Genomic DNA, 26,283 nt, shown 5'->3' with positions numbered 1-26,283 from the left:
GTCAGAAGGCCAGTGGGAACAGGGTGTCGTAGTGGCCGGTGCGGGCCGTCAGGAGCGCGGCCAGGGTGCGCAGGGGGACGTGGTCGGCGGCGCGCAGCGCGGCCGGGGTCTCCGCGCAGCGGTCCGCGCGGCACAGTCCGGCCCGCTCCCACGCCGCGGCCGCGTCCGTGCGGGGCCGTTCGATCCACGTGCCGATCACCGACGCCTCGAAGGACGGCCCGGACCCGGCGCGGTAGACGGCGTCGGCGAGCCGGGCGGTGCGGGCCGTGGCCGCGGCCCGGGCGCGCAGGGCGGGGTCGTGGCAGGTCTCGGCGGCGGCCGCGAGCCAGGCCGCCCGCACCAGCGAACCGCCCGCCGTCCGCCCCGCCGCCGACGCCCGCAGCGGCGAACCGGCCGCGCACAGCGCCTTCTCGGCCGTGCCGTCACCGCGCGCGTCGAGCGTGCTCAGCAGCAGCCGCGCGTCGTCCGTCGCCGGCACCCCGGACACGGCCGGCGCGGGCAGGCCGCGGGCGACATCGGCCGCGACCGCCGGGCCCAGGGCGCGGGCGATCTGCCGCAGGTCGACCCGGTCCACCAGCTCCGCCGTGTCGTACGGAGCCGGGCGGGCCGTCCGGGGCAGCCACATCTCGCGCACCTGACGGGCCAGCGGCGCCGCGAACTCGGCGGTGGTGCCGGTGGAGCGGGCCACCGCGACGGCCGCCGCGCTCGCGCCGAGCGCCCCCTCGCGGGCCTGCTCGCCCGGCCAGCCGGCCCGCGAGTGGGCGCCAGGCGCCGGGGCGCGGACGGCCGAACAGCCCAGGCTCAGCGCCCAGTACGTGGCCTGCGGGTCGCTCTCGCGGGCGCCGGGCAGCCCGACGCCGCCGTCGGGCAGGACGCGGCCGTCGCAGGTCGCCGCATCGAAGCGGGGCAGGCGCGCGCCGAGCCGGCCGGCCGCCTCCCGCAGCGCCCCCTCCGCCGAGAGCCGTACCGCGTCGGCGTCCAGGGACGCCAGGGACGCCTGGGCGGCCTCGGCGAGCCGGGCCGCGCGGGCGCGGTCGGCGCCGGTCACGCCCAGCGCGGCGGCGGTCTGCAGCACGGGCACCACCCGGCCGGGCACGTCCGCGGCGGCGGCGCCCGGCAGCGCGGCCAGGTCGCGCGGGACGGCGGCGCGCACCGGTTCCGGCACGGGCAGCCCGAGCCGGGTCAGGACCCGTACCGCCACGGCCGTGGAGCCCGGGTCGGTCCGGTCCGCGGCGGGCGCGGTGCGGTAGCCGCCGCCGCTGCGCAGCGCTTCGAGGGTGGCGGAGACGGCGGCGCGGTCGACCGTGCCGCCGGAGGTGAGCAGGGCGTCCACGGCCAGGTCGACCTGGGCGACGGCGGGCAGCCCGGAGCCGTTGAGCCGGCCGTGCTCGGCCGCCGCCGCCCACCGGGGGAGCCGGCCGGCGTCGACGAGCCGGTGCGGGTCCTGGCCCGACCGCGCGGCCAGCCGCAGCCGCCATGCCGTCTCGTACAGCGAGAACGGGGAGGCCGCGGCCGAGTCCGCGCCGTCGACGAAGTAGCCGCGCCGCCCGTCGGTGACCCAGGCGTCGCGCAGCAGTTCGCGGGCGTCGACGCGCACGGCGGGCGCCACGGCCTGCGCCGCGGGCGGGCCGCCGGGCCGGGGGGTGTCACCGGCGCCGGACGGGCCGCACGCGGCGGCGAGCGCGGCGAGGGCGGCGAGCGCCGTCGCGGACGCCGCCCGGGCCGCCGCCGCGCGCGGCCGCCCGGGGCGCCGGGGGGCGGACCGGGTCATCAGCTGTAGGCCCGGTCGCGGCTCGTCACCGTGTAGAAGGACGAACCGAACTGGAAGGTGCCGGTGACCGAGTGGCTGATGCGGAACACGTTGGAGTAGTCGTCCTGGTTGGGCGGGTAGAACGCGACCTGGTCGTAGGCGTGTTCGCTGTACCAGGTGTTCTGGACGGTCGTGGTCCAGCTGGCCTCGGCGGTGCTGCCGGTGCTGGTCACCTTGGCGCCCTGGGGCGCGCCGACCACCCAGAAGGGGGCGCCGACGGATCCGACGTTCCAGGTGTCGGTGTGCTGGATGCTGTCGGCAGCGAAGGGCCGGTCGCCGAGCCAGGAGACGTCGGAGGAGGTGTCGGTGAAGATGGCGTAGTACTCCATGAACGGCACCTTGACGAAGCTCGCGCCGGACGCGGCGAGGGTGCCGGTGCCGCCGGGCACCGACACGCGGCGGCTGGCGTCGGACGTCAGCCAGGCGTCGCGCACCGGGAAGCCGGTCTGGTCGCCGTGTCCTCCCCCGCCGGTGGCACTGGCCGTCGGCGTCGGCTCGCTGGTCTGCCGCTCGCGCTCGCGCCGCTGCTCGTGCACGGCCCGTACGAGGGCCTGCTTGTTGCGCACGGACGGGTCGGCGGTGAGCACCCGGCCGTGGGCGTTCTCCTGGACCACGACGGTGCCGGGCACCGCACGGTCGGCGGCCGAGGATCCGGTGGCGCCGTGGGTGATGCCCAGGGCGACGCCGCCGAGGGTCAGGGCCGCGGTGACGGCGAGCACCGCCGTGCGCCGGTAGCGGCCGGCTGTGATCCGCATGGTGTGCGTTCCTTCCTGCGTGTGCTGTACGGGCGAGTGCGACGCGTGCGGTACGGGCGGCCGGTTCACGGCGTGTCGCGGTGGACGAAGACGTCCGGCTGGCCGTTGGTGTCGCCCGCCACGAGGTTGGTGGCGTACGACGTGAAGACCACGGCGTTCGCGTGCTGGTCGGCGTCCGGGAAGTAGCTCGCGGCGTCGGCCTGCTGCCCGTCGGCGCCGACGCTGACCCGGCGCAGCGTGGCGTCGGGCAGGTCGGCGACGAAGATGTCGCGCACGCCGTTGGTGTCGCCGGGCACCAGGGCGGGTCCGGCGGAGGCCATCGGGATGTGCCGGCCGTCGCCGGAGATGCTCGCCCAGAAGGTGCCGCCCGGCGCGGGCACACCGTCGGCGCCCTTGTCGATCAGGCGCAGGGTGCCCTCCTGCAGGTCCTGCAGGTAGATGTGGTTCTGGGCGGTGTCCGGGCTCTCCGCGGTGAGGTTGGTGGCGTGCGAGTTCAGCACGACGTAGCGGTTGTCGTCGCTGATGGTGCCGCCAATGGTGATCTGGTCGGACTCGACGCCGGCGGCGGAGACGCTGAGCCGGGTGGTGCGGCCGGTGGCGGTGTCGTGCAGGAACTCGTCGACCTTCTTGTTGGTGTCGCCGGGCACCAGGTTGGTGGCGTTGGAGAAGAAGGTGACGTAGCGGCCGTCGGCGCTGATCTGCGTGCCGTCGCTGGCCGCGTCGCCGGGGGTGCCGTCGGAGGCGGCGGAGGTGCGGACCACCTTGCCGGTGACCATGTCGCGGACCACGGTGTCCCAGGTGCTCGCCGGGGTGTCGCCGGGGATCAGGTTGTCGGCGGAGGTGGCGAAGGCGACGTAGCGGCCGTCGGCGGAGAGGGTCGGGCGCATGCTGTCGCCGTTGCCGGGGGTGCCGTCGGCGGCGGCGGAGGCCAGGGTGGTCTGGCCGGTGCGCAGGTCGGTGCGGTAGATGTGGGAACGGCCGTCGCGGACGCCGCGGACCAGGTTGGTGGAGTCGGCGGAGTAGACGACGTAGCGGCCGTCGGAGCTGATGATCGGGTCGATGCCGGTGCAGCCGTCGGACTCGGAGCCGTCGTAGCCGCGGTCGACGCGGGTCGTGGTGCCGGCGGTCAGGTCGCGCAGGAAGACGTCGGTGCAGTGGTTGCGGTCGCCGCGCACGAGGTTGGTCGCGTGCGAGGTGAACACGACCAGGTGGCCGTCGGCGCTGATGGAGGCGCGCTCGCTGGGGCCGTCGGCGGGGCGGCCGCCGAGGCCGACGCTGACGAGCACGGTGTCGCCTCCGGCGGATGCGGTGCCGGCCGCTGCCGCGCGGGGGGTGGCGCCGGCGGCGGGGCCGGGGGCGGTGGCCAGCGCCACGAGGGCGAGGGCGCTGCCCAGCAGTGCGCCGCGCGTGGCTCGCGCGCGGGTCGTTCGGTCGGTTGTCATACAGTCCCCTCCTCGTGCCCGTACGCCCGGCGGCGCACGGTCGCGGAGAGGGTCACACCGGGGGCTCGCGGGGGCCTCTAGCGGGGCTCGAACCAGCCAATTGCCTACGGCGTTTTGGCCAATGCGGTGCGGGGGTGTTTCGGGTGCGGGTGGCTGGGTGGCCGGTCGCGCAGTTCCCCGCGCCCCTTGGGGAGTCGCAGTCACCCTGCGGGCCGACCTCCCGTCCGCTTCGGCTGTCCATCGGGTGCGGGTGGGTGGTGGGCCGGTCGCGCAGTTCCCCGCGCCCCTGAGGGAGTTGCAGTCCCGTCGGCCGCAAGCGCCCGCTCAGTCCGCGGGCATGCGTGCCGCCTGGGGCGGCACGGGTGGGCGCTGGGGGTCCCCCCTGCTCGAAGAGCTTGGGGGAGGCACCTCGTAGCGCCGGGTTGCGCACCCCACGGCGTTCACCGCACCCCTGGGTACCAGGAGCCGCACCGCCGGAGGCAAGGGCACAGCCACCCGGGCGACGGGGGAACGGACCCGGGTGGCTGTGGGATCAGGGGGGTGGCGGTGTCACACCGCCGTCGTGCGGGCCGGGGCCGGCGCCGGCGCGCCCACCCGCTCGGCCACCGCCGCGAGCACCGCCGTCAGCACCCGCTCCAGCCGCGACTCGACGCCCAGCTCCGCGACCTTGCGGCCCAGCCGCCCGGAGTTCGGCACCAGGTTGTGCACGGCGAGCACCACGCGGCTCGCCCCGCCCGCCGGCTCGACGGCGTACGTGCCGCCGAACCACGTCTGCACGGTGACCGTCCGCGCCGCGCGGTCCACGCTCAGCTCCAGGTAGTCCTCACCGGAGCCGCCCCACCGGGCGACGAACTTGTCCGGCCCGCCCTCGACGGTGACCGCGTCGCCCTCACGGCCGTGGTCCCCGGCGGCCAGCACGAGCGCGTTGCCGTCCACGCCGGCCTGGCCGGGGCGGATGTCGAGCAGCGCCTCGGCGACCCGCTCGGCGGACGCCTCGACGACGCCCTCGACCCGCCACCTGGCCTTCTCGCCCGCAGAAGTGTTCATGACCAACCCCTCACCGTTAAGGTAATTCCATACGTAGGACTTCTCGAAGGTTCGGAAATCTCGATCCGTCGAAATAATCTCGTGAGAGGTGAGCCATGTCAACCCCGCACCCCCGCCGCGCCGACCTCATCGCCGCCATCGAGGACGCCGTCCGCGACAACGGAGCCCGCGGACAGCTGCTCCACCAGGCCATCGCCGAGCGCTTCGGGCTGAACCCGACCGACATGAAGTGCGTCGACCTCGCCCGCAGCGAACCCCGGCTGACCGCCGGCCGGCTCGCCGAGATCACCGGCATGAGCACCTCCGCGACCACGGCCGTGCTCGACCGGATGGAGAAGGCCGGGTTCATCGAGCGGGTGCGCGACCCGGCCGACCGGCGCCGGGTCATCGTCGTCTCCACCGGCCGCCGCGAGCAGGAGCTGGCCGCCGCGTTCGCCCCGCTCAAGGACGTCATGACGGCCGTCCTGGAGTCGTACGACGACGACCAGCTCGCCCTGATCGCGCAGTTCACGCAGCGCGTCAACGAGCTGCTGCGCGACCTCACCCGCACGATGCCCGGCGCGGCGCTCACCACGCCACCGGCAGCTCGGTGACGCCCCGGATCATCCCGGTCCCCCAGGTCAGCTCCTCCTCGGCGACCGCCAGCCGCAGCCCGGGGAAGCGCCGCAGCAGCGCGTCGAACGCCACGTGCAGCTCCACCCGCGCCAGCGGCGCCCCGAGGCAGCGGTGGATGCCGTGGCCGAACGCGATGTGCCGGTTCTCCGCACGGCTGAGGTCCAGGGCGTCCGGGTCCTCGAAGGCCGCCGCATCGCGGTTGGCCGACGCGGTGGACGGGATGACCGCCTCGCCCGGCCGCACCACCGTGGAGCCGACCTTCACCTCCTGCGTGGCGATCCGGATGGTGCCGCCGCTCACCGGGCCCGGCGTCCAGCGCAGCAGCTCCTCCACGGCCTGCGGCGGGAACGGCCCGCCGCGCAGCGGATCCAGTTGCTCCGGGTGGCGCAGCAGCGCCAGCACCGAGTTGGCCAGGGAGTTGGCCACCGTGTGGTAGCCGGCCGTGATGAGCGTGGCGGCCACCGTCACCAGCTCCGCGGGCCGCAGCCGGTCCTCCTCGCGGGCCGCGATGAGGGTGCCCAGCAGGTCGTCGCCCGGACGGTGCTGCTTCTCCGCGATCAGGTGCCGCAGATAGTCCGCGAGCCGCTCCCGGGCGCCGGTGACCGCGCCCGCCGCGTGCGGGGCCAGGGTCAGCGCCGCGTCCGTCCACTCCTTGAAGGACTCCCGGTCCTCGTCCGGCACGCCGAGCAGTTCGCAGATGGTGATGATGGGCAGCGGCCGGGCCAGGTGCTCCACCAGGTCGACCGGCGGCCCGATCTCGGCCATGTCGTCGAGCAGCCGCTCGGCCGTGCGGGCGATGCGCGGCCGCAGCCGCTCCGCCTGCCGGCCGGTGAACGCCGGTGCCAGCAGCCGGCGCAGCCGGGTGTGGTCGGGCGGGTCCATCGCCATGATGGAGTCCGGCTCGGGCCGCGCCGGACCCAGCCGCGGCGCGTCGGGCCGGGTGGTGGCCGCGCGGCTGAGCCGCGGATCGTTCAGTACGGCACGCACGTCCTCGTAGCGGGTGACCAGCCAGGCCCGGTCCCCGGTGGGCAGGTCGGCACGGGCCACCGGGCAGCTCTCGCGCAGCTCGCGCCACTCGGCGGGCGGATCGAACAAGCGGCTGGTCTCGAACGGGAAGCGCAGGCCCTCGGCCGGGCAGCGCGGGCCCTCGTCCGGGATGTCGTCGGACAAGACGGTCCTCCAGGATGCTCGATGAGGCGCGGCGGGCCGTTCAGTCGACGACTTCCATCTGGCCCATCATTCCCATGGTCATGTGGCCCAGCAGATGGCAGTGGTACATGAACTTGCCCGTGTAGTCGGTGAACTTGAGCTTGAAGCGGACGCTCTTGCCCGGCATGACGGTGACCGTGTCCTTCAGGCCCGCCTCGCCCGGCGCCGGGGCCTGGCCGTCGCGGTCCACGATCTGGAAGTGCTCCAGGTGCACATGCATCGAGTGCGGGATGCCGAACCTCGTGTCGGTGTTGTGGACGGTCCAGATCTCCGTCGTGCCGAGCCGCGGGGTGAGGTCGACGCGCTGCGGGTCGAACGGCTTGCCGTTGATGAGGTGCTGCCCGCTGGCGGCGTCGAAGGACATCACGAAGGACCGCTCGACGGTAGGGGTGCCCAGGTCCGGCACCGGGCGCAGCCGGTCCGGCACCCGGGAGTGGTCGGGGGCGGTGCGCACCACGTCGAAGCGCATGACCTCGGGGGCCTCGCCGGGGAAGGCGAGCTTGTTGCTGAGCACGATCTTCGAGCCGACCGGGTAGCGGGAGAAGTCGATGACGACCTCCTGCCGTTCGGCCGGCCATATCTCCAGCATCCGGGCGGACACCGGCGCGGGCAGCAGGCCGCCGTCCGAGGCGATGTGCGTCATCTCGTCGCCCTCGCCGAGCTGCAGCAGGAACGCCCGCTCGTTGGAGGTGTTGGTGAGCCGGATGCGGTACTTGCGGGCGGCGACCTCGAAGTACGGGCGGGGGCGGCCGTTGACCAGGACGGTGGGCCGGTCCATGAACCCGTCCATGGCGTAGACGAGCGAGCCGTCGGCGGCGAACTTGGCGTCGCGCAGATAGAGGGGGACGTCGTAGCGGCCCTTGGGCAGCGGCAGCTTCTCCTCGAACTCGTCGGTGAGCAGATAGCCGGCCACGGCGCCGTAGTAGACGTTCTCGGAGTGCGCGTGGTGGGAGTGGTCGTGCAGCCACATCGACGAGGCGCGCTGCTGGTTGGGGTAGCTGAACACGCGGCTGGCGCCGGGCAGCACCTCGTTGTCGGGGTGGCCGTCGTGCCGCGCCGTGACGTGGCCGCCGTGCAGGTGCATGGAGAACGGCACACCGAGGGCGTTGGTCTGCTCGATGATCACCGGGCGGCCCCGGGTCGCCCGGATCACCGGGGCGACCTCGCCGTTGAACAGGCGCATCCGGGTGGTGGTGCCGGGCAGCACGGTGACGTCGGTCTCCTGCGTGGTCAGCCGGTAGACGTCGTAGGCCGCGGCGTGGCGCCCGCGCCCGGCGGTGAGCGGGCGCAGCACGCGGGCCTGCTGCAGGGGCAGGGCGAACGGCTCCTCGGCCGCGCCCGCCGCACCGCCGGGACCGTCGGCCAGGGCGATGCCCGCGCCGGAGACGGCCGCCACCGCACCGGTGGCGGCGCTCGCCTTGATCAGTTGCCTGCGAGTCAGCACGTGCTCTCTCCTTGTTCGGCGGCGTTCGGCCGCTCCGGCGGCCCCTCGCCCGGACGCCCGCCGACGCCGGCGGCGCCCGGGGCCCGGCAGCGCACATTCAGCCGCAGCGCCCTAGGCGCCCACTTGAGCGGCGGTATACCGCCCCCGCCGTCCGCACCCGCCGCGGCAGCTCAGAGGACCCGTCCCGGCCACCCCGGCCGCATCCCGCACCGCCGCGTCCCGGCCAACTTCCGTGAGTCCACGCACACTTGCTGCCCCGCCGGTGCCGGGCCCCCGCAGCGGCGTGTCCCGCGCACGCGAACGCCCGCCCCGCGACCCGCCCCGGGCCCCGCCGCGGTCTCCTCCCCGCTCCCCGAGGGGACCGCGTCGCGGCCGGTCGGCGGTGGGTCTCGATAGGCCCTGCAGTCACTCTTGAGCCGGTCTACGGAGCATGCCGGGCCTCGGACCAAAGGAGGAACCGGTGATGCACGCGAACCCCAGCGACGGGGCGTCGAGATTCGGCCGTCGCGGACTGCTGATCGGCATGGCGTCGGGCGCGGCGGCGCTGCTGCCCGCCACCGCGGTGGCCCAGCCGGGCACCCGCCCGCGCGCCGGCCGCGCGGAGCAGGTGATCGAGGCGGTGGCCGCGCCCGACGCCCTGACCCTGAGCACGTCCACCGTGGCCGCCGGGGTGGTGACGCTGCGGGCCACGACCCCCGACCAGAAGCTGCAGCACCCGCTGGGGCTGCTCCGGCTGGCGCCCGGCGTGACCCTGCCGGACTTCCTGACCCACTACCGGCAGGCCGCCACCGCCACGGACCCGGCCGAGCGCCGTGCCGCGCTCGCGCTGATCGACAACGAGGCCCGCTACTTCGGCGGCCCGGCCGTCAGCGCGCCCGGCGGCCCGGTGGAGGTCACCTGGGTCCTCGCGCCCGGCACCTACCACCTGATCGACTACACCACCTACGACCCCGCCCACCCCGAACGCGTGCCCGCGCTCACCGTGACCGGTACCCGCCCGCAGGGCCGCCCCCGCGTCGCCCCGCACCTCATCGCCCCGTACGACGACGGCGACCAGGGCCGCTACCTGACCGCCACGACGCTGCCCGCCGACGGCACCTTCCAGGTCGTCAACCACACCCGGCAGCTCAACGAGGTGATGTTCATGGCGGTGACCCCCGGGTCCACCGACGCCGACGTCACCGCCTGCATGGAGGCGCTGCGCAAGGGCCAGCAGCCGCCCGTCTACCCGTTCTCCGGCGTGCCCGTCGGGCTGACCCCTCTGCAGCCCGGCGCCGGCGCCGTCTTCTCGCTCTCGCTCCCGCCGGGCCGGTATCTGCTCACCTCCTTCATCAGCAATCGCCAGACGCTCGTCAAGCGTGCCTTCGAAGGCATGTGGCAGCTGGTCACGCTCCGCTGACCCGCCGCCGTCCAGTCCTGCCTGCAAGCCATCAGCCAGTCCTACGCGAGAGAGAGATGAGCAACTATGAGGACGGTGGCCCAAAGAGACGGGCGGCGTCGCGTCGTGCTGTCCACGGTCTCCTCGGACGCCCACACCTGGAACCTGGTCTTCCTGCAGTTGCTGCTGGAGGAGATGGGGCACGAGGTCGTCAATCTCGGGCCGTGCGTACCCGACCGGCTGCTGCTCGACTCCGTGCGCCGCATCCGGCCCGACCTGCTGGTGGTCAGCACCGTCAACGGTCACGGCCGGCTCGACGGGGCCCGGGTGATCCGCAAGCTGCGGGCCGACCCGGTCGCCGGGGACACGCCCGCGGTCATCGGCGGCAAGCTCGGCATCGACGGCGACGAGGGCAGCACGGCCGCCCGGGAACTGGTCGACGCCGGTTTCGACGCGGTGTTCACCGACACCGCGGACACCGCGGCGATCGGCCGGGTCCTCGGCGCGCTGCCGCAGCGGGCGCCGGAAGGCAGGGCGGTATGACGGAGCAGTCTGTGCGCGGCCGTGCGTCCGCCGACCTGGGCAGCCATGTGCGGCGGGCGGCGGACGCGGGCCGCCTCGTCGTGCAGCCCCGGATGGGGATGGCCGCCCCGGACGCGATGGCGGCGGGACTGCGGTCGGTCTGCTCCCTGCCGTTCCCGACCGTCGGCACGCTCACCCTGGACAGCTACACCCGGGTCGGCGACCACGACCGGGCGCGGGCCGCACTGGCGGCCGGCGACGCCCTCAACGGCTTCCCGCTCGTGGCGCACGGGCCCCGGGTCACCGCCGAGGTCGCGGCCGCGGCCGGAGCCCGGCCGGTGCAGGTGCGGCACGGCTCCGCGCTGCCCGGCGCCATCTTCCGCACCATGGCCCGCGCCGGGCTGTCCGCGAGCGAAGGCGGCCCGGTGTCGTACTGCCTGCCCTACGGGCGCACCCCGCTGGCCGAGTCGGTCGCCAACTGGCGGGCGGCGACGGCCGAGTTCGCCGAGCTGAGCCGGGCCCGCGGGCTGCGGGCCCATCTGGAGACCTTCGGCGGCTGCCTGCTCGGCCAGTTGTGCCCGCCGTCGCTGCTGGTGGCGACCAGCCTGCTGGAGGCGCTGTTCTTCGTCCAGCAGGGCACCCCCAGCGTCTCCCTCAGCTACGCCCAGCAGACCGACGCCCGCCAGGACGTGGAGGCGCTGGCCGCGCTGCGCGCCCTCGCCGACACCTGGCTGCCCGGCCATGTCGACCGGCACCTGGTGCTGTACACGTACATGGGCGTCTTCCCCGGCAGCCCGCAGGGCGCCCGGCTGCTGATGGACCGCAGCGTGGAGCTGGCGGTGCGCGGCGGCGCCGAACGGCTCATCGTGAAGACGCCGGTGGAGGCGGTACGGCTGCCCACCGTCGCGGAGAACATCGCCGCGCTGCGCTCGGCGCACGACGCGGCCGGTCGGGCCCGGGGCGAGGGCCGGGTGCCGTGGGCGCGCGAGGTGGACTTCGGCGAGGTGCTGGCCGAGGCCGGGGCGCTGGTGGAGGCGACCCTGGAGCTGCACGAGGACGTGGGCACCGCGCTGGTGCGCGCCTTCGCCGCCGGTCTGCTGGACGTGCCGTTCTGCCTGCACGCCGACAACCGGGGCCTGACGCAGGCGGCGGTCGACGGCGACGGCCGGCTGCGCTGGACCCGGACCGGGCGGCTGCCGCTGCCGCGCCGGACGGGCCCGGCCCGCTCCGCCCCGGCCCCGGTCACCGCGGGCCGGCTGCTGCAGATGCTGCGCTACACCGCCGACCGGCACGATCTGCTGGCCCTGGAGGCCGCCCCGGAGTCCGGTTCGGCGGGCTTCCCCGAGCCGCTGCCGCAGGCGGCGTCCCCGGAGCCGTACCGGATCGCGGTGGTGGGCACGGGGCCGCGCGGCACGTCCGTGCTGGAGCGGCTGGCGGCCCGGCTGGCCGAGCAGGAGGCGCCGAGGCCGGTCGAGGTGTACGCGATCGACGCGGTGGAGGTGGGGCCGGGCCGGATCTGGCGCACCGACCAGCCGCGCTGGTCGATGATGAACACGGTCTCCGGCGAGGTCACCATCTTCTCCGGCCCGCCGGACGGCGGTCCCGCCCGCGCCGGGGCCGGCCCGTCGCTGTACGAGTGGTGGCGGGTCGTCGAGCCCGAGCGGGCGGCGCCGGACGTGTGCGCGCCGCGCGGCCTGTACGGGCAGTACCTCGCCTACGCCCTGGACCGGATCGAGCAGACGCTGCCGCCGGACACGCTGCGGCTGCGGCGGCTGCGCCGGCACGTGGAGACGGTGGTCCGCCGGCCGGACGGGCGGTATCTGCTGACCCTGCGCGGCGGGGAGCGGCTGCGGGCGGACCGGGTGGTGCTGACCACCGGGCATCCGCTGCCCGCGCTGCGGCCCGACCAGCAGGCCCTGTCCGACTTCGCGGCACAGCGGCCGCGGCTGCGCTACGTGCGGGGCGACTCGGCGATCGACATGCCGCTCGACGACGTCGCCCCGGGCAGCGTGGTCGGGGTGATCGGGCTCGGGCTGTCCTTCTACGACGTGCTGGCCGCGCTCACCGCCGGACGCGGTGGCCGGTTCGTGCCGGCCGCCGGCGGCGGACTGCGCTACGAGCCCAGCGGGCGCGAGCCGGTCGTCGTCGCCGGGTCGCGCAGCGGGGTGCCGCTGTTCGCGCGCGGCCGCAACCAGAAGGGGCCCCGGCACACCTACCGGCCGCGGCTGTTCACCCGGGAGCGGATCCGCGCCCTGCGCCGCCGCGGGCCGCTGGACTTCCGCGCCGACGTGCTGCCGTGGCTGCTGGCCGAGGTCGAGCTGGTGCGCTGCGCGGCGGGCCTGCAACGCGCCTACGGTCCCGACATCGCCGAGCGGTTCACGCACGAGGCCGAGGAGGCGGTGCGCGGGGAGGGTGCCGCGCCGCAGGCGGCGGTGTTCCGGGCGGCGACCCGGTGCGGGCTGCGCGGCTGGCACCCCCTGGACCTCGACGCGTGGGCCTGGCCGTTCCGCGGGCGCCGCTTCGCGAGCCCCGGGGACTTCGAGGCGGAGCTGGCGGCGCTGCTGCGCCGGGACCTGGAACTGGCCGCCGAGGGCAACGCCGAGGGGCCGGTGAAGGCGTGCCTGGACACCATCCGGGACGTGCGGGGCGTGCTGCGCACGGCCGTGGACTACTCGGGTCTCGCGCCCCGCTCGCACCGCGAGGACTTCCTGGCGGACTTCGTGCCGACCGTGTCCCGGCTCACCACCGGGCCGCCCATGGTGCGGGTGGAGCAGCTGCTGGCACTGCTGGACGCCGGGCTGCTGCGCGTCGCCGGCCCGGACGCCCGGTACGGCGCCGACGCGGAGACGGGGACGTTCTACGTCGAGTCGCCGCACGTCGCGGGCAGCCGTACCGCGCTGGACGTGCTCATCGACGCCCGGATACCCGAGCCCGACCTGCGCCGCGCGGACGGCGACCTGACCGCCCGGCTGCGCGACCAGGGGCTGCTGACGCCGTACGTCAACCGGGGTCCGGACGGCGCCGAGTTCGCCACCGGCGGGGTGGCGGTCACCGGGTCCCCGTTCCATCCCCTGCGCGCGGACGGGCGGCCGGAGACCGGGATGTACGTGCTGGGCATCCCCAGCGAGTTCACCCGCTGGTTCACCCAGGTCGGCAGTGGACGCCCGGGCGTGTGGGGCGAGTTCACCGCCGACGCCGACGCGATCGCCGCCGACGCCCTGTCGGGTGCGCCCGCCGCGGCCGGCCGGCCCGCGCTGAGCGGCGTCGTCCTGAGCCCCCGCTGGAGCGCCGCCCTGGACACCTCCGACGAAGGAGCCCCCTGATGCCCGCCGACATCCCCGGCGCCCCTCCCTCCGGACCCACCACCGCCCCGTCCGGCCACGCCCACCGTGCCGCTCGGCTCACCGGCGCGCACCGGGAGTTCCGGGCGGCGCGGGATCTGCTGCTGCGCCACCGCACCGACGCCGAGGCCGCCTCGGCGTTGTTCCGGTGGCCCCGGCCCGGGCACTTCAACTGGGCGCTGGAGTGGTTCGACGTCGTCGCCGACGGCAACGACGCGCCCGCGCTGGTACTCGCCGGCCGTGACGGCGGCACCCGCGAGGTGTCGTACGCCCGGCTGTCCGCCCGCTCCGACGCGGTGGCCGTGTGGCTGACGCGGCTGGGCGTGGCGCGCGGCGACCGGCTGATGGTGGTGCTCGGCACCCAGGTGGAGCTGTGGGAGGTGCTGCTGGCGGCGCTGAAGCTGGGCGCCGTGGTGGTGCCCAGCCACCCGGACCTGACGCCGGACCAGGCCGCCGACCGGGTCCGCCGGGGCCGTCTCGCGCACCTGGTGTGCCGCTCGGCCGCCGTCCCCGCCTTCGCCGGCGTGGACGTGCCCGGGGCGCGGATCGCGGTGCCCGGCCCGGGCGAGGACGTGCCGCCGGGCTGGACGGACTACCGGCTCGCCGAGGACGTCACCGACCGCTTCGTGCCCGACGGGCCCACCCCGGCGCACGACGTGGCGTTCTGCTACTTCACCTCCGGCACCACCTCGGCGCCCAAGCTGGTCGCGCACACCCACCTCAGCTATCCGGCGGGCCACCTGTCCAGCCTGTACTGGAACGGGCTGCTGCCCGGCGACCGGCACGTCAACGTCTCCTCCCCCGGCTGGGCCAAGCACTCCTGGAGCAGCCTGTTCGTGCCGTGGAACGCCGAGGCGACGATCGTCGCGCTGCCCGAGGGCCCGGTGGACCCGGCCGCGCTGCCCCGGCTGCTGCGGGAGCTGCGGGCGGACAGTTTCTGCGCCCCGCCGAGCACCTGGCAGGCGCTGCGCCCCCATCTCGGCGCGGCGCGGCCCCGGTTGCGGGAGGCGACCAGCGCCGGGGAGCCCCTGCCCGCGGACCTCGTCACCGCCGTACGGGACGCCTGGGGCGTCGCCGTACGCGACGGGTACGGGCAGACCGAGACGACCGCGCTGATCGGCACCCCGCCGGGCTGCGCGCCGCGGCCCGGTCTGCTGGGCCGCCCGCTGCCCGGCTACCGCATCACGCTGCGCGACCCGGAGACCGGCGAACCGTGCGCGCGGTCGGGCGAGATCAGCGTCGAGCTGGGGACGGGCTCCCCTGCCGACGAGGCCCGGCCGGTCGGCGTGATGGCCGGCTACCCGGACGACCCCGAGCGCACCCGGCGGGCGCTGGGCCGCGGCTGGTACGCCACCGGCGACCTCGGCGAGCGCGACGCGGACGGCTGGATCCGGGTGCTGGGGCGACGCGACGACGTCTTCAAGTCGTACGGGCACCGGGTGTCCCCCTACGAGGCGGAGGCGGCGCTGCGGGCGCACCCGGCCGTCGCCGAGGTCGCGGTGGTGCCGGTGCCGGACGCCGGGGCCGGGCTGCTGCCGCTCGCCGTCGTGGTGCCGGCACCCGGGCAGGAGCCCGGCGCGGCGCTCGCCGCCGAGCTGCTCGCCCACGTCGAGCGGGCCCTGTCCCCGGTGGGCCGCCCCGAACTGCTGTGTTTCGCCGTACGGCTGCCCCGCACCACCTCCGGCAAGGTGCAGCGCCGCATCGTGCGCGAGCGCCTGGCCGAGTACGGCGAGCCCTTCACCCCCCGCACTTCCCCGCATCTCACGAGGAGTTGACGTCATGTCGCAGCAGCAGGCCACCGCCTCCGCTCCCCTGCTCGTCGAGGGGCTGGACCGGCCCGAGGAGCTGGTCCGGCGGCTGAAGTTCACGCCGCTCACCGCCGACGGCCGGGTCGGCGTGGAGGTCTTCCCGCTGTACACCACCGAGCAGACCGGGCCGGCCGGGCCCGCGGCCTCCCTGGTGCGCTACCACCCGGGGGCGACGGCCGCGCCGCACCGGCACACCAGCTACGAGATCATCCTCGTGCTGGACGGCGAGCTGATCACCGAGGACGGCCGGCACCCGAAGAACTCGCTGCTGGTGATGGCCCCCGGCAGCGTGCACGCCCCGCGCACCGAACAGGGCGCGCTGATGCTGGTGGTGTGGGAGGCGCCGGTCGAACCGGCCGAGCCCGTGGAGTGACGCTCCCCTGCACACACGGCGAGGGCCGCCGCACCGACTGTCCGGTGCGGCGGCCCTCGTCCGTCCGCCGGGTCTGCGCCGTGCGCCGGGTCTGCGCCGGCGTCGCTCAGACGTCCTCGGACGCGATGCCGTACACGGCGTAGTGGCGTCCGCGCGAGCGGTCCTGGAAGGGGCGCAGCGCGGACGGGTTGTCCTTGTGGTCGGGGCCGAACTGCCAGGTGCGGTAGGCCTCCAGGTTCTCCCACTCGCCGTGCAGGACGTACTCGCCGGGCCGGTCCACGTCGCGCAGCAGCTCGCTGCGCAGCAGCCCCGGGATGGTGCCGGGCCGCACCCAGCTGATCTCCCGGTAGGCGTCCTCCAGCGGCTCGGCGCCCTCCTCGGGTGCCCGCAGGTACACGACCACACGGATGCGTTCACTGCTCATCGTCTCGGTGCCTCTCGTCCGTCGCGGGGGTCTTCGCCCCGTCCGTCGCGGGGGTCTTCGCCCCGTTCGTCGCGGGGGTCCGGGCCCCGTTCGTCACGGGGGTCCGGCCCCGTCCGTCGCGGAGTTCCGGGCCCCGTCCGTCGCGGGGTGGGGTTCGCTTGGGCGTGCAGGGTCAGTCGTAGTACTCGGGCGCCACGCGCAGCGTCTTCCACTGCTCGGCGTCGTGGCCGTGCACGATCAGGGCGTTCTCGGCGCGGGCGAGGTCCACGAGCTTGCGGGTGCTCTCCCGCAGTTCCTTCTCGTCCAGGTCGAAGGGGAGGACGGGACGGCGGTCGGGGTCCAGGGCGGCGCTCATCGGGATGGCGTCGACGGCGAGCAGCACCGGGCCGGTGCGCTCCAGGCGCACCAGCACCGACTGGTGGCCGGGCACGTGCCCGCCGGAGGCGATCAGCTCGATGCCGGGCAGGAGTTCGGTGTCGCCCTCGACGGTGCGGTAGCGCAGCCCCGGCACGTCCCACAGCGGCCGGGACGCGGCCAGCCGGGGCACGGTGCCCGAGCGCGCCAGGTCGTAGTGCTCGCGCTGGATCACGAACTCGGCGTGCGGGAAAGCGGAATGCGCGCCGGTGTGGTCGGGGTCGAGGTGGGAGCAGACCACGGTGTCGACGTCCTCGGGGCGCACACCGAGGCGGGCCAGGGTCGCCACCACGTCCTCGCCCTCGCCCACCTGGACGGGGCCGCCCTCCCGCGCGGCACCGGTGTCGACCAGCACGGTGCGGCCCTGGTCGGTCCGGATCAGATAGCCGGGCACCGGCGCCTGAAGCCCCGGGATGGTGCCCAGCCTCAGCAAGTACAGCCTCATGTCTGCGCGTTCCCTTCCGGCGCGGCGGGCGCCGCTGCCGCCCCGCATGGTCGGCGCGCACGCTCGAGCGGCGCTCAAGCGGAGGCGATCACACTCGGCGCAAGCGCGCCGTCGGACGACAGGAGAGCCCCGTGACGCACGCAGCAGACGAGACGTACCTGGAAGGGGAGGGGGTACCGGACCCGCAGCGGTGGCGCGCCGCCGCAGTGATCCTTGTCGCCATCGCCCTCGACCTGATCGACACCACGATCGTGAACGTGGCACTGCCGGTGCTGCAGACCGACCTGGACGCCGGCAAGGCGGCGCTCCAGTGGGTGGCCGCGGCATACACGCTCACCTTCGCCCTCAGCCTCATCACCGTCGGCCGCATCGGCGACATGCTCGGCCGCAAGCGGATGATCTCCATCGGCATCGTCGTGTTCGTCGCGGCCTCGCTGCTGTGCGGCGTGGCGCAGAGCACGGAGATGCTCATCGCCTCCCGGGTCGTGCAGGGCCTCGGCGGTGCCATCGTGATGACGCAGGGACTGTCCGTCTTCCAGGTGGCCTTCCCGCCCAAGGAGCGCGCCGCCGTGTTCGGCATGTTCGGCGCCCTGTCCGGCATCGCCGCGATGCTCGGCCCGGTGCTGGGCGGTGTCCTGGTCAACGCCGACCTGTTCGGCTGGTCGTGGCGGCCGATCTTCCTGGTGAACGTGCCGGTCGGCCTGCTCGCCCTGCTGGGCGTGGCCGCCTATGTGCGCGAGTCGCGTTCGCCGAACATCAAGCGCCTGGACCTGGTCGGTGTCGCGCTGGTGACGCTGGCGCTGCTGGCTCTGCTGTACCCGCTGGTGCAGGGCGAGCAGGACGGCTGGCCCACCTGGTCGTTCGTCGCGATGGGCTGCTCGGTGCCGCTGTTCGTGGTGTTCGGCGTGTACGAGCAGCGCAAGGCGGCCCGCGACGGGTCGGCGCTGGTGGAGCCGAGCCTGTTCAAGGAGCGGTCGTTCGTGGCCGGCCTGCTGGTGATGCTGAGCTTCTTCGCCATCATCTCCGGCCTGTTCTTCCCGTTCACCCTGTACCTGCAGGTCGGCCTCGGCTTCTCGCCGCTGGCGGCCGGTTTCGCCACCGTGCCGTTCTCCTTCGGCGCGATGATCACGTCGTCGTTCTCTGCGGTCCTCGCCATCAAGATGGGCCGCAAGGTGCTGAGCATCGGCATGGTGATCATGGGTGTCGGCATGGTCGCCCTGATCTGGACGATCAACCACTTCGGCTCCGGCATCAGCGGCTGGGACCTGGCTCCGGCGCTCGCCGTGCTCGGCCTCGGACTCGGCTTCGTCATCTCGCCGGTGGTCGACATCGTCCTCGGCGGGGTGCCCGTCGAGCACGCCGGCTCCGGCTCGGGCGTGCTGAGCACCGCCGACCAGCTCGGTGCCGCCGCGGGTGTCGCCGTGATCGGCGTGCTGTTCTTCAACCTGCTGGCCGGGCAGGCCGTCCCGGGCGCGGACACGGCCGTTCCCCAGCTGCGCAAGGAGCTGGTCGCGGCCGGTGTCGCCGCGCCCGCCCAAGACACGATCGTGGCCAACTTCCGCGCCTGCGCCAAGGAGAGCGGCAAGAACGAGAACGCCGGCGAGCCCCCGGCCGTGTGCCGGCGGATCCTGCCCGCGGGCGCGGTGCCGGCCGGCCAGGAGGAGCGGGTCGGCAAGGCGCTCGCCACGGCCTCCGACAAGGCCCGCAAGGAGGGCTACGCCAAGGCGACCGGCCGGGTGCTGTGGTACGAGGTCGGCGTCATCGTCCTCGGCTTCCTGCTGACGTTCATGCTGCCGAAGCACGCCCGCAAGCCCGAGTGGGCCGAGGGCGAGGAGAACGCCGAGGCACCCGAGGGCGGCGAGGCCGGGGCGCCGCAGGCGCACAGCGCCGAGCGCGCCTGAGCCGACCGCCGCACGAGACGCGCCCGGCCGGACCGGGGCCGGGCGCCAGGGGCCGCCGTACGCACGCGTACGGCGGCCCCCGCGTGTGTGCCGGGCTGTAGAGCCCTTCGAGTCGCTTTGCAGAAGCGGCCCCCACGCTGGCCGGACAACCGAGGTCCGGCTGTCTTCACCCTGGAGGGTCCGTGTCCCTGCACCTGTTCACCTCGGAGTCCGTCACCGAGGGCCACCCCGACAAGATCGCGGACCGGATCAGCGACACGATCCTCGACGCGATCCTGCGCGACGACCCGGCCGCGCGCGTCGCCGTCGAGACGCTGATCACGACCGGTCAGGTCCATGTGGCCGGCGAGGTCACGACGTCCGCCTACGCCGACATCCCCGCCCTGGTCCGCGAGGCCGTCCTCGCCATCGGCTACGACTCCTCCGCCAAGGGCTTCGACGGCGCCTCCTGCGGCGTGTCCGTGTCGATCGGCGCGCAGTCCCCGGACATCGCGCAGGGCGTGGACACGGCCTACGAGTCCCGGGTGGAGGGTGCCGCCGGCGCGGAACGCGACGAGCTGGACGGCCAGGGCGCCGGCGACCAGGGCCTGATGTTCGGCTACGCCTCCGACGAGACGCCGACGCTGATGCCGCTGCCGATCTTCCTCGCGCACCGGCTGTCCAAGCGGCTGACCGAGGTCCGCAAGGACGGCACCGTGCCCTACCTGCGCCCGGACGGCAAGACGCAGGTCACCATCGAGTACGACGGCGACAAGGCCGTCCGCCTGGACACCGTGGTCGTCTCCTCCCAGCACGCCTCCGACATCGACCTGGAGTCGCTGCTCACGCCCGACATCCGCGAGCACGTCGTGGACCACGAGCTGGCCCGGCTGGCCGAGGAGGGCATCAAACTCGACACCGAGGGCTACCGGCTGCTGGTCAACCCGACCGGCCGCTTCGAGATCGGCGGCCCGATGGGCGACGCCGGCCTGACCGGCCGCAAGATCATCATCGACACCTACGGCGGCATGGCCCGCCACGGCGGCGGCGCCTTCTCCGGCAAGGACCCCTCCAAGGTGGACCGTTCGGCGGCGTACGCGATGCGCTGGGTCGCCAAGAACGTCGTCGCCGCGGGCCTCGCCTCCCGCTGCGAGGTGCAGGTCGCGTACGCGATCGGCAAGGCCGAGCCGGTCGGCCTGTTCGTCGAGACCTTCGGCACCGAGAAGATCGGCACCGACCGGATCGCCCGGGCCGTCGACGAGGTCTTCGACCTGCGCCCGGCCGCCATCATCCGCGACCTGGACCTGCTGCGGCCCATCTACGCCCAGACCTCCGCCTACGGCCACTTCGGCCGCGAGCTGCCCGACTTCACGTGGGAGCGCACCGACCGCGTGGACGCCCTGCGCGCGGCCGCCGGGGTCACCGGGGCCGGGGCGACGGGAGGGCAGTGACATGCGGATCGCTGTGACCGGGTCCATCGCCAAGGACCACCTCATGTCGTATCCGCACCGGTTCGCCGACCAGCTCCTCGCGGAACGCCTCGACCGGATCTCGCTGTCCCTGCTCACGGACACCCTCGAGATCCGCTACGGCGGCGTCGCGGCGAACATCGCCTTCGGGCTGGGCTCGCTCGGCCTCGACCCGCTCCTGGTCGGCGCGGCCGGCGCGGACTTCGCCGACCAGGAGATCTGGCTGAAGGAACACGGCGTCGACACCGCCGGGGTGCGCATCAGCGACACCCTGCACACCGCGCGCTTCGTGTGCGCCACCGACACCGACCAGAACCAGATCGGCTTCTTCTACGCCGGTGCCATGGCCGAGGCCCGCCACATCGACCTGCCCGGGCTGCTGGCCCGGCACGGCGGCGCCGACCTCGTCGTCATCTCCCCCGACGACCCCGACGCCATGGTCCGGCACGCCCGGGAGTGCGTACGCCTCGGCGTCCCGTTCGTCGCCGACCCCTCCCAGCAGCTCGCCCGCCTCGACCGCGACCAGGCGCGCGCCCTGCTCGACTGCCCGCGCTGGCTGTTCACCAACGAGTACGAGTCCCTGCTCATCCAGGAACGCACCGGCTGGACGGAACAGCAGGTGCTGGGGCGCGTCGGCACCTGGGTCACCACCCAGGGCGCGCGCGGCTCCCGCATCACCCGCGCCGGCCGCACCACCACCCTCGTCCCGGCCGTCACCCCCCGCCAGGCCGTCGACCCCACCGGCGCCGGCGACGCCTACCGGGCCGGTTTCCTCGCCGCCCTCGCCTGGGACCTGGAACCCCACGACGCGGCCCGGCTCGGCAGCGCCGTCGCGTCGGTGGTGCTGGAGAACCGCGGCACCCAGACCTACGCCCTGCGCGGCAACGACCTCCTGGACCGGCTGTGCACCGCCTACGGCGCCGGCGAGGTCCGCCGGCTCATCCCGAGGCTGGGGGCCCTGTCATGACAGCCGCGGCACGGATCGCGGCGCTGCGCGAGGCGTTCGCCGGCCGGGTGGTCGTCGCCGACGGGGCGATGGGCACCATGCTCCAGGCGCAGGAGCCCACTTTGGAGGACTTCCAGCAGCTGGAGGGTTGCAACGAGGTCCTGAATGTCACCCGCCCGGACATCGTCCGCTCGGTCCACGAGGCGTACTTCGCGGTCGGCGTCGACTGCGTCGAGACCAACACCTTCGGCGCCAACCACGCGGCGCTCGGCGAGTACGACATCGCCCACCGCATCCACGAACTGTCCGAGGCGGGCGCCAGGATCGCCCGGGAGACCGCCGACGCCTTCGCGGCGCGGGACGGCAGGCCGCGCTGGGTGCTGGGCTCGATGGGCCCGGGCACCAAGCTGCCCACCCTGGGGCACGTGACCTACGGGGTGCTGCGCGACGCCTACCAGCAGAACGCGGAAGGACTGCTCACGGGCGGCGCCGACGCGCTGCTCGTGGAGACCACCCAGGATCTGCTGCAGACCAAGGCGGCGGTGCTCGGCGCCCGGCGCGCCCTCACCGCGCTGGGCACCGACGCCCCGCTGATCGTGTCGGTGACGGTGGAGACCACCGGGACCATGCTGCTGGGCTCGGAGATCGGTGCGGCACTGACGGCGCTGGAGCCGCTGGGCATCGACATGATCGGCCTGAACTGCGCGACCGGTCCGGCGGAGATGAGCGAGCACCTGCGCTACCTCGCCCGGCACGCGCGCATCCAGCTCTCCTGCATGCCGAACGCCGGCCTGCCCGTGCTCACGTCGGACGGCGCCCACTATCCCCTGTCGGCCGAGGAGTTGGCGGACGCACAGCAGAACTTCGTCCGGGAGTACGGTCTTTCGCTGGTGGGTGGCTGCTGCGGTACCACGCCCGAGCACCTGCGGCAGGTCGTGGAGCGGGTGCGGGGGTTGACGCCGCCGTCCCGTGATCCGCGTCCGGAGCCGGGTGCGGCGTCGCTGTATCAGTCGGTGCCGTTCAGGCAGGACACGTCGTATCTGGCGATCGGTGAGCGGACGAACGCCAACGGGTCGAAGAAGTTCCGTGAGGCGATGCTGGAGGGCCGCTGGGACGACTGTGTTGAGATGGCCCGCGAGCAGATCCGCGAGGGCGCCCACCTGCTGGATCTGTGTGTGGACTATGTCGGCCGGGACGGTGTGGCGGACATGCGGGAGCTGGCGGGCCGGTTCGCGACCGCCTCGACGCTGCCGATCGTGCTGGACTCCACCGAGGTGGAGGTGATCCAGGCGGGGCTGGAGAAGCTGGGCGGCCGCGCGGTGATCAACTCGGTGAACTACGAGGACGGTGACGGCCCCGAGTCCCGCTTCGCCCGCGTCACCCGGCTGGCCCAGGAACACGGCGCGGCGCTGATCGCGTTGACGATCGACGAGGAGGGCCAGGCCCGCACCCCTGAGAAGAAGGTGGAGATCGCCGAGCGGCTGATCGACGACCTGACGGGGAACTGGGGCATCCGTGAGGAGGACATCCTCATCGACACCCTGACCTTCACCATCTGCACCGGTCAGGAGGAGTCCCGCAAGGACGGTGTGGCCACGATCGAGGCGATCCGTGAGCTCAAGCGCCGTCACCCGGCCGTGCAGACCACGCTCGGGTTGTCGAACATCTCCTTCGGGCTGAACCCGGCCGCGCGGATCCTGCTGAACAGTGTGTTCCTGGACGAGTGTGTGAAGGCGGGTCTGGACTCGGCGATCGTGCACGCCTCGAAGATCCTGCCGATCGCCCGGTTCAGCGAGGAGGAGGTCGCCACCGCCCTCGACCTGATCTACGACCGCCGCCGCGAGGGCTATGACCCGCTGCAGAAGCTGATGCAGCTGTTCGAGGGGGCGACGGCGAAGTCGCTGAAGGCGTCCAAGGCGCAGGAGCTGGCCGCGCTGCCTTTGGAGGAACGGCTCAAGCGGCGCATCATCGACGGCGAGCGCAACGGCCTGGAGGCCGACCTGGACGAGGCCCTGTCCCAGCGTCCGGCGTTGGAGATCGTCAACGAGACGCTGCTGGACGGCATGAAGGTGGTCGGTGAGCTGTTCGGCTCCGGGCAGATGCAGCTGCCGTTCGTGCTGCAGTCGGCGGAGGTGATGAAGACCGCGGTGGCCTATCTGGAGCCGCACATGGAGAAGACCGACGAGGCCGGCAAGGGCACCATCGTGCTGGCCACCGTGCGCGGCGACGTGCACGACATCGGCAAGAACCTGGTCGACATCATCTTGTCCAACAACGGCTACAACGTGGTCAACCTGGGCATCAAGCAGCCCGTCTCCGCGATCCTGGAGGCCGCCGAGGAACACCGGGCGGACGTGATCGGCATGTCCGGGCTGCTGGTGAAGTCCACGGTGATCATGAAGGAGAACCTGGAGGAGCTCAACACCCGCAACCTGGCCGGCAAGTACCCCGTCATCCTCGGCGGCGCCGCACTCACCCGCGCCTACGTCGAGCAGGACCTGCACGAGATCTACCAGGGCGAGGTCCGCTACGCCCGCGACGCCTTCGAGGGCCTGCGGCTGATGGACGCCCTGATCGGCATCAAGCGCGGTGTCCCCGGGGCGAAGCTGCCCGAGCTGAAGCAGCGCCGGGTGCGGGCCGCCACCGTCGAGGTCGAGGAACGGCCCGAGGAGGGGCACGTCCGCTCGGATGTGGCCACCGACAACCCGATCCCGGAACCGCCGTTCTGGGGCACCCGCGTCGTCAAGGGCATCCAGCTCAAGGAGTACGCCTCCTGGCTCGACGAGACGGCGTTGTTCCGCGGCCAGTGGGGGCTCACCAAGGAGCTGATCGAGAGCGAGGGGCGGCCGCGGCTGCGCGGCTGGCTGGACCGGCTGCAGACCGAGGGCCTGCTGGAGGCGGCCGTCGTGCACGGCTACTTCCGCTGCGTCGCGAAGAACGACGACCTGATCGTCCTCGACGAGGAGGGCAACGAGCGCACCCGCTTCACCTTCCCCCGCCAGGGGCACGGCCGGCGGCTCTGCCTGGCCGACTTCTTCCGCTCCGAGGAGTCCGGCGAGACGGACGTCGTGGGCCTGCAGGTCGTCACCGTCGGCTCGCGCATCGGCGAGGAGACCGCCCGGCTCTTCGAGGCCGACGCCTACCGCGACTACCTGGAACTGCACGGCCTGTCCGTCCAGCTCGCCGAGGCCCTCGCCGAGTACTGGCACGCGCGTGTACGCGCGGAGCTGGGGATCGCGGGCCGGGACCCGAAGGCGCTGGACGGCATGTTCCGCACCGAGTACCAGGGTTGCCGCTACTCCCTGGGCTATCCGGCCTGCCCGAACCTGGAGGACCGCGCCAAGATCGCGGAGCTGCTGCGGCCGGAGCGGATCGGCGTCCACCTGTCCGAGGAGTTCCAGCTGCACCCCGAGCAGTCCACGGACGCGTTCGTCGTCCACCACCCGGAGGCGAGCTACTTCAACGCGGGAGGCGAGCGGTGACGGTCACCTTCTCGTTCGAGTTCTTCCCGCCCCGCACGCAGAAGGGCGAGCGCGGCCTGTGGGACGCGATCCGCCGGGTGGAGGCGCTGCGGCCCGACTTCGTCTCCGTGACGTACGGCGCGGGGGGTTCCTCCCGCGACCGGACCGTCGCCCTCACCCGTCGTATCGCCGCCGAGACGACGCTGCGGCCGGTCGCCCACCTCACCGCCGTCGGCCACTCGGCCGCCGAGCTGCGCCGCATCATCGGCGCGTACGCCGACGCGGGCATCCGGGACGTGCTGGTGCTGCGCGGCGACCCGCCGGGCGACCCCAACGGCCCCTGGACCCCGCACCCGGGCGGCTTCACCTACGCCCGGGAGCTGGTCGAACTCGTGCGGTCGCTGGGCGAGTTCACCATCGGCGTGGCGGCGTTCCCGGAGCGGCACCCGCGCTCCCCTGACTGGGAGAGCGACGTGCGGCACTTCGTCGCCAAGTGCCGGGCGGGCGCGGACTACGCGATCACCCAGATGTTCTTCCACGTGGAGGACTACCTGCGGCTGCGCGACCGGGTCGCGGCCGCGGGCTGCGACATCCCGATCATCCCCGAGATCATGCCGGCCACCGACGCCGGGCAGATCCGGCGCTTCGCGGAGCTGTCCCACGCGGCGTTCCCGGAGGACCTCGCCCACCGGCTGGAGCGGGCCCGCGGCAACCCGGCGGAGGGCCACCGGATCGGCGTCGAGTACGCCACCGCCATGGCCGAGCGGCTGCTCGCCGAAGGGGCGCCCGGGCTGCACTACATCACCCTCAACAAGTCCACCGCCGCGCTGGACATCCACCGCGACGTCATGGCCTCAAGGAGCCTCAGTGTCCGCTGACTTCACGGACTTCAAGGTCGCCGACCTGTCCCTGGCCGAGTTCGGCCGCAAGGAGATCTCCCTCGCCGAGCACGAGATGCCCGGTCTGATGGCGATCCGCACCGAGTACGCCGAGGCGCAGCCGCTGAAGGGTGCCCGGATCACCGGCTCCCTGCACATGACCGTGCAGACGGCCGTGCTGATCGAGACGCTGGTCGCGCTCGGCGCCCAGGTCCGCTGGGCGTCCTGCAACATCTACTCCACGCAGGACCACGCCGCCGCCGCCATCGCGGCCGCCGGCATCCCGGTCTTCGCCTGGAAGGGCGAGACGCTGGAGGAGTACTGGTGGTGCACCGAGCAGGCGCTGACCTGGCCGGGTCACGCGGGCCCCAACATGATCCTCGACGACGGCGGTGACGCCACCCTCCTCGTCCACCAGGGCGTCGCCCACCGCAAGAACGGCACGCTGCCGCCCGCCGACAACGAGGAACTCGCCGTGGTGCGCAGCCTGCTGGAGGCGAGCACCCTGGACTGGACGGCCCTCGCCGCCGAGATCCGCGGCGTCACCGAGGAGACGACGACGGGTGTGCACCGTCTGTACGAGATGATGCGCGAGGGCACGCTGCTGTTCCCCGCGATCAAC

The 26,283-nt window shown here is 74.0% G+C and carries 20 protein-coding genes; 12 read left to right on the top strand and 8 right to left on the bottom strand.

The window, feature by feature from the left end:
- Position 1 precedes the first annotated feature (1 nt).
- The 4 genes from ACF1AL_RS09610 to ACF1AL_RS09595 all read right to left on the bottom strand — a co-directional run bounded on the left by ACF1AL_RS09610 (position 2) and on the right by ACF1AL_RS09595 (position 5,054).
- On the bottom strand, positions 2 to 1,771 hold the full coding sequence (locus ACF1AL_RS09610) for a hypothetical protein (protein WP_391825730.1): 1,770 nt from the start codon (positions 1,769 to 1,771) through the stop codon (positions 2 to 4).
- Positions 1,771 to 2,565 (bottom strand): hypothetical protein, encoded by a 795-nt coding sequence (locus ACF1AL_RS09605; protein WP_366841018.1) that lies wholly within the window; start codon positions 2,563 to 2,565, stop codon positions 1,771 to 1,773. Before ACF1AL_RS09605 ends, ACF1AL_RS09610 begins: the two co-directional genes overlap by 1 nt.
- A gap of 65 nt (positions 2,566 to 2,630) precedes the next feature.
- Positions 2,631 to 4,007: a TolB family protein gene (locus tag ACF1AL_RS09600; RefSeq protein WP_384211856.1), complete on the bottom strand. Its 1,377-nt coding sequence runs from the start codon at positions 4,005 to 4,007 to the stop codon at positions 2,631 to 2,633.
- A 549-nt stretch (positions 4,008 to 4,556) separates the two neighbouring features.
- On the bottom strand, positions 4,557 to 5,054 hold the full coding sequence (locus tag ACF1AL_RS09595) for a hypothetical protein (protein ID WP_391825729.1): 498 nt from the start codon (positions 5,052 to 5,054) through the stop codon (positions 4,557 to 4,559).
- 95 nt (positions 5,055 to 5,149) lie between these two features.
- Here ACF1AL_RS09595 and ACF1AL_RS09590 point away from each other — a divergent pair, with 95 nt between their 5' ends.
- Positions 5,150 to 5,647, top strand: a complete 498-nt coding sequence (locus tag ACF1AL_RS09590; protein WP_366841021.1) for a MarR family transcriptional regulator — start codon at positions 5,150 to 5,152, stop codon at positions 5,645 to 5,647.
- Here ACF1AL_RS09590 and ACF1AL_RS09585 read toward each other — a convergent pair.
- Together ACF1AL_RS09585 and ACF1AL_RS09580 are read right to left on the bottom strand one after the other, a co-directional pair.
- Positions 5,622 to 6,839 carry a cytochrome P450 gene (locus ACF1AL_RS09585; protein WP_391661475.1) on the bottom strand — a complete coding sequence of 406 codons (1,218 nt, stop codon included), beginning with the start codon at positions 6,837 to 6,839 and terminating at the stop codon, positions 5,622 to 5,624. The genes ACF1AL_RS09590 and ACF1AL_RS09585 overlap by 26 nt on opposite strands.
- Positions 6,840 to 6,879: 40 nt before the next feature.
- On the bottom strand, positions 6,880 to 8,322 hold the full coding sequence (locus ACF1AL_RS09580; protein ID WP_366841023.1) for a multicopper oxidase domain-containing protein: 1,443 nt from the start codon (positions 8,320 to 8,322) through the stop codon (positions 6,880 to 6,882).
- 463 nt (positions 8,323 to 8,785) lie between these two features.
- Here ACF1AL_RS09580 and ACF1AL_RS09575 point away from each other — a divergent pair, with 463 nt between their 5' ends.
- The 5 genes from ACF1AL_RS09575 to ACF1AL_RS09555 all read left to right on the top strand — a co-directional run bounded on the left by ACF1AL_RS09575 (position 8,786) and on the right by ACF1AL_RS09555 (position 15,744).
- A complete protein-coding gene (locus ACF1AL_RS09575; RefSeq protein WP_366841024.1) occupies positions 8,786 to 9,721 on the top strand; it encodes a hypothetical protein in 936 nt (311 codons plus the stop codon).
- Between the two features lie 66 nt (positions 9,722 to 9,787).
- Positions 9,788 to 10,243: a cobalamin-dependent protein gene (locus ACF1AL_RS09570; protein ID WP_366841025.1), complete on the top strand. Its 456-nt coding sequence runs from the start codon at positions 9,788 to 9,790 to the stop codon at positions 10,241 to 10,243.
- Positions 10,240 to 13,545 carry an FAD/NAD(P)-binding protein gene (locus tag ACF1AL_RS09565; protein WP_391825728.1) on the top strand — a complete coding sequence of 1,102 codons (3,306 nt, stop codon included), beginning with the start codon at positions 10,240 to 10,242 and terminating at the stop codon, positions 13,543 to 13,545. Before ACF1AL_RS09570 ends, ACF1AL_RS09565 begins: the two co-directional genes overlap by 4 nt.
- Entirely contained in the window at positions 13,545 to 15,338 is a 1,794-nt protein-coding gene (locus ACF1AL_RS09560) for an AMP-binding protein (RefSeq protein ID WP_391825727.1), read from the top strand. Before ACF1AL_RS09565 ends, ACF1AL_RS09560 begins: the two co-directional genes overlap by 1 nt.
- Before the next feature lie 4 nt (positions 15,339 to 15,342).
- Positions 15,343 to 15,744 (top strand): cupin domain-containing protein, encoded by a 402-nt coding sequence (locus tag ACF1AL_RS09555; RefSeq protein WP_391661479.1) that lies wholly within the window; start codon positions 15,343 to 15,345, stop codon positions 15,742 to 15,744.
- A 106-nt stretch (positions 15,745 to 15,850) separates the two neighbouring features.
- On the opposite strand, the gene ACF1AL_RS09550 is transcribed toward ACF1AL_RS09555, so the two are convergent.
- Both ACF1AL_RS09550 and ACF1AL_RS09545 read right to left on the bottom strand, forming a co-directional pair.
- Positions 15,851 to 16,168 (bottom strand): antibiotic biosynthesis monooxygenase family protein, encoded by a 318-nt coding sequence (locus ACF1AL_RS09550; protein WP_366841029.1) that lies wholly within the window; start codon positions 16,166 to 16,168, stop codon positions 15,851 to 15,853.
- A 172-nt stretch (positions 16,169 to 16,340) separates the two neighbouring features.
- The gene (locus ACF1AL_RS09545; protein ID WP_391697882.1) at positions 16,341 to 17,027 is read right to left on the bottom strand and encodes an N-acyl homoserine lactonase family protein; all 687 of its coding nucleotides are present in this window, start codon (positions 17,025 to 17,027) and stop codon (positions 16,341 to 16,343) included.
- Between the two features lie 131 nt (positions 17,028 to 17,158).
- Here ACF1AL_RS09545 and ACF1AL_RS09540 point away from each other — a divergent pair, with 131 nt between their 5' ends.
- The 6 genes from ACF1AL_RS09540 to ACF1AL_RS09515 all read left to right on the top strand — a co-directional run.
- Positions 17,159 to 18,928 carry an MFS transporter gene (locus tag ACF1AL_RS09540; RefSeq protein ID WP_386421108.1) on the top strand — a complete coding sequence of 590 codons (1,770 nt, stop codon included), beginning with the start codon at positions 17,159 to 17,161 and terminating at the stop codon, positions 18,926 to 18,928.
- 182 nt (positions 18,929 to 19,110) lie between these two features.
- Entirely contained in the window at positions 19,111 to 20,358 is a 1,248-nt protein-coding gene (metK, locus tag ACF1AL_RS09535; RefSeq protein ID WP_366841032.1) for a methionine adenosyltransferase, read from the top strand.
- Between the two features lies 1 nt (position 20,359).
- Positions 20,360 to 21,343: a carbohydrate kinase family protein gene (locus ACF1AL_RS09530; protein ID WP_391825726.1), complete on the top strand. Its 984-nt coding sequence runs from the start codon at positions 20,360 to 20,362 to the stop codon at positions 21,341 to 21,343.
- Positions 21,340 to 24,804 (top strand): methionine synthase, encoded by a 3,465-nt coding sequence (gene metH / locus ACF1AL_RS09525; protein ID WP_391825725.1) that lies wholly within the window; start codon positions 21,340 to 21,342, stop codon positions 24,802 to 24,804. The genes ACF1AL_RS09530 and metH overlap by 4 nt, the downstream gene beginning before the upstream one ends.
- A complete protein-coding gene (gene metF, locus ACF1AL_RS09520) occupies positions 24,801 to 25,661 on the top strand; it encodes a methylenetetrahydrofolate reductase [NAD(P)H] (RefSeq protein ID WP_391825724.1) in 861 nt (286 codons plus the stop codon). The genes metH and metF overlap by 4 nt, the downstream gene beginning before the upstream one ends.
- Positions 25,651 to 26,283 (top strand): adenosylhomocysteinase (locus tag ACF1AL_RS09515; RefSeq protein WP_391825723.1); only part of this gene is annotated, 633 nt, incomplete at its 3' end. The genes metF and ACF1AL_RS09515, both read left to right, overlap by 11 nt.

Source organism: Streptomyces sp. NPDC014801 (assembly GCF_043082085.1).
GTDB lineage: Bacteria > Actinomycetota > Actinomycetes > Streptomycetales > Streptomycetaceae > Streptomyces.
This window is presented reverse-complemented; position numbering and strand designations above follow the sequence as displayed.

Bases quoted from the DNA above. Each gene is read 5' to 3' on its own strand.
- ACF1AL_RS09610 (WP_391825730.1), bottom strand. From the start codon at position 1,771: ATGACCCGGTCCGCCCCCCGGCGCCCCGGGCGGCCGCGCGCGGCGGCG.
- ACF1AL_RS09605 (WP_366841018.1), bottom strand. From the start codon at position 2,565: ATGCGGATCACAGCCGGCCGCTACCGGCGCACGGCGGTGCTCGCCGTC.
- ACF1AL_RS09600 (WP_384211856.1), bottom strand. From the start codon at position 4,007: ATGACAACCGACCGAACGACCCGCGCGCGAGCCACGCGCGGCGCACTG.
- ACF1AL_RS09595 (WP_391825729.1), bottom strand. From the start codon at position 5,054: ATGAACACTTCTGCGGGCGAGAAGGCCAGGTGGCGGGTCGAGGGCGTC.
- ACF1AL_RS09590 (WP_366841021.1), top strand. From the start codon at position 5,150: ATGTCAACCCCGCACCCCCGCCGCGCCGACCTCATCGCCGCCATCGAG.
- ACF1AL_RS09575 (WP_366841024.1), top strand. From the start codon at position 8,786: ATGCACGCGAACCCCAGCGACGGGGCGTCGAGATTCGGCCGTCGCGGA.
- ACF1AL_RS09570 (WP_366841025.1), top strand. From the start codon at position 9,788: ATGAGGACGGTGGCCCAAAGAGACGGGCGGCGTCGCGTCGTGCTGTCC.
- ACF1AL_RS09565 (WP_391825728.1), top strand. From the start codon at position 10,240: ATGACGGAGCAGTCTGTGCGCGGCCGTGCGTCCGCCGACCTGGGCAGC.
- ACF1AL_RS09560 (WP_391825727.1), top strand. From the start codon at position 13,545: ATGCCCGCCGACATCCCCGGCGCCCCTCCCTCCGGACCCACCACCGCC.
- ACF1AL_RS09555 (WP_391661479.1), top strand. From the start codon at position 15,343: ATGTCGCAGCAGCAGGCCACCGCCTCCGCTCCCCTGCTCGTCGAGGGG.
- ACF1AL_RS09550 (WP_366841029.1), bottom strand. From the start codon at position 16,168: ATGAGCAGTGAACGCATCCGTGTGGTCGTGTACCTGCGGGCACCCGAG.
- ACF1AL_RS09545 (WP_391697882.1), bottom strand. From the start codon at position 17,027: ATGAGGCTGTACTTGCTGAGGCTGGGCACCATCCCGGGGCTTCAGGCG.
- ACF1AL_RS09530 (WP_391825726.1), top strand. From the start codon at position 20,360: ATGCGGATCGCTGTGACCGGGTCCATCGCCAAGGACCACCTCATGTCG.
- metH (WP_391825725.1), top strand. From the start codon at position 21,340: ATGACAGCCGCGGCACGGATCGCGGCGCTGCGCGAGGCGTTCGCCGGC.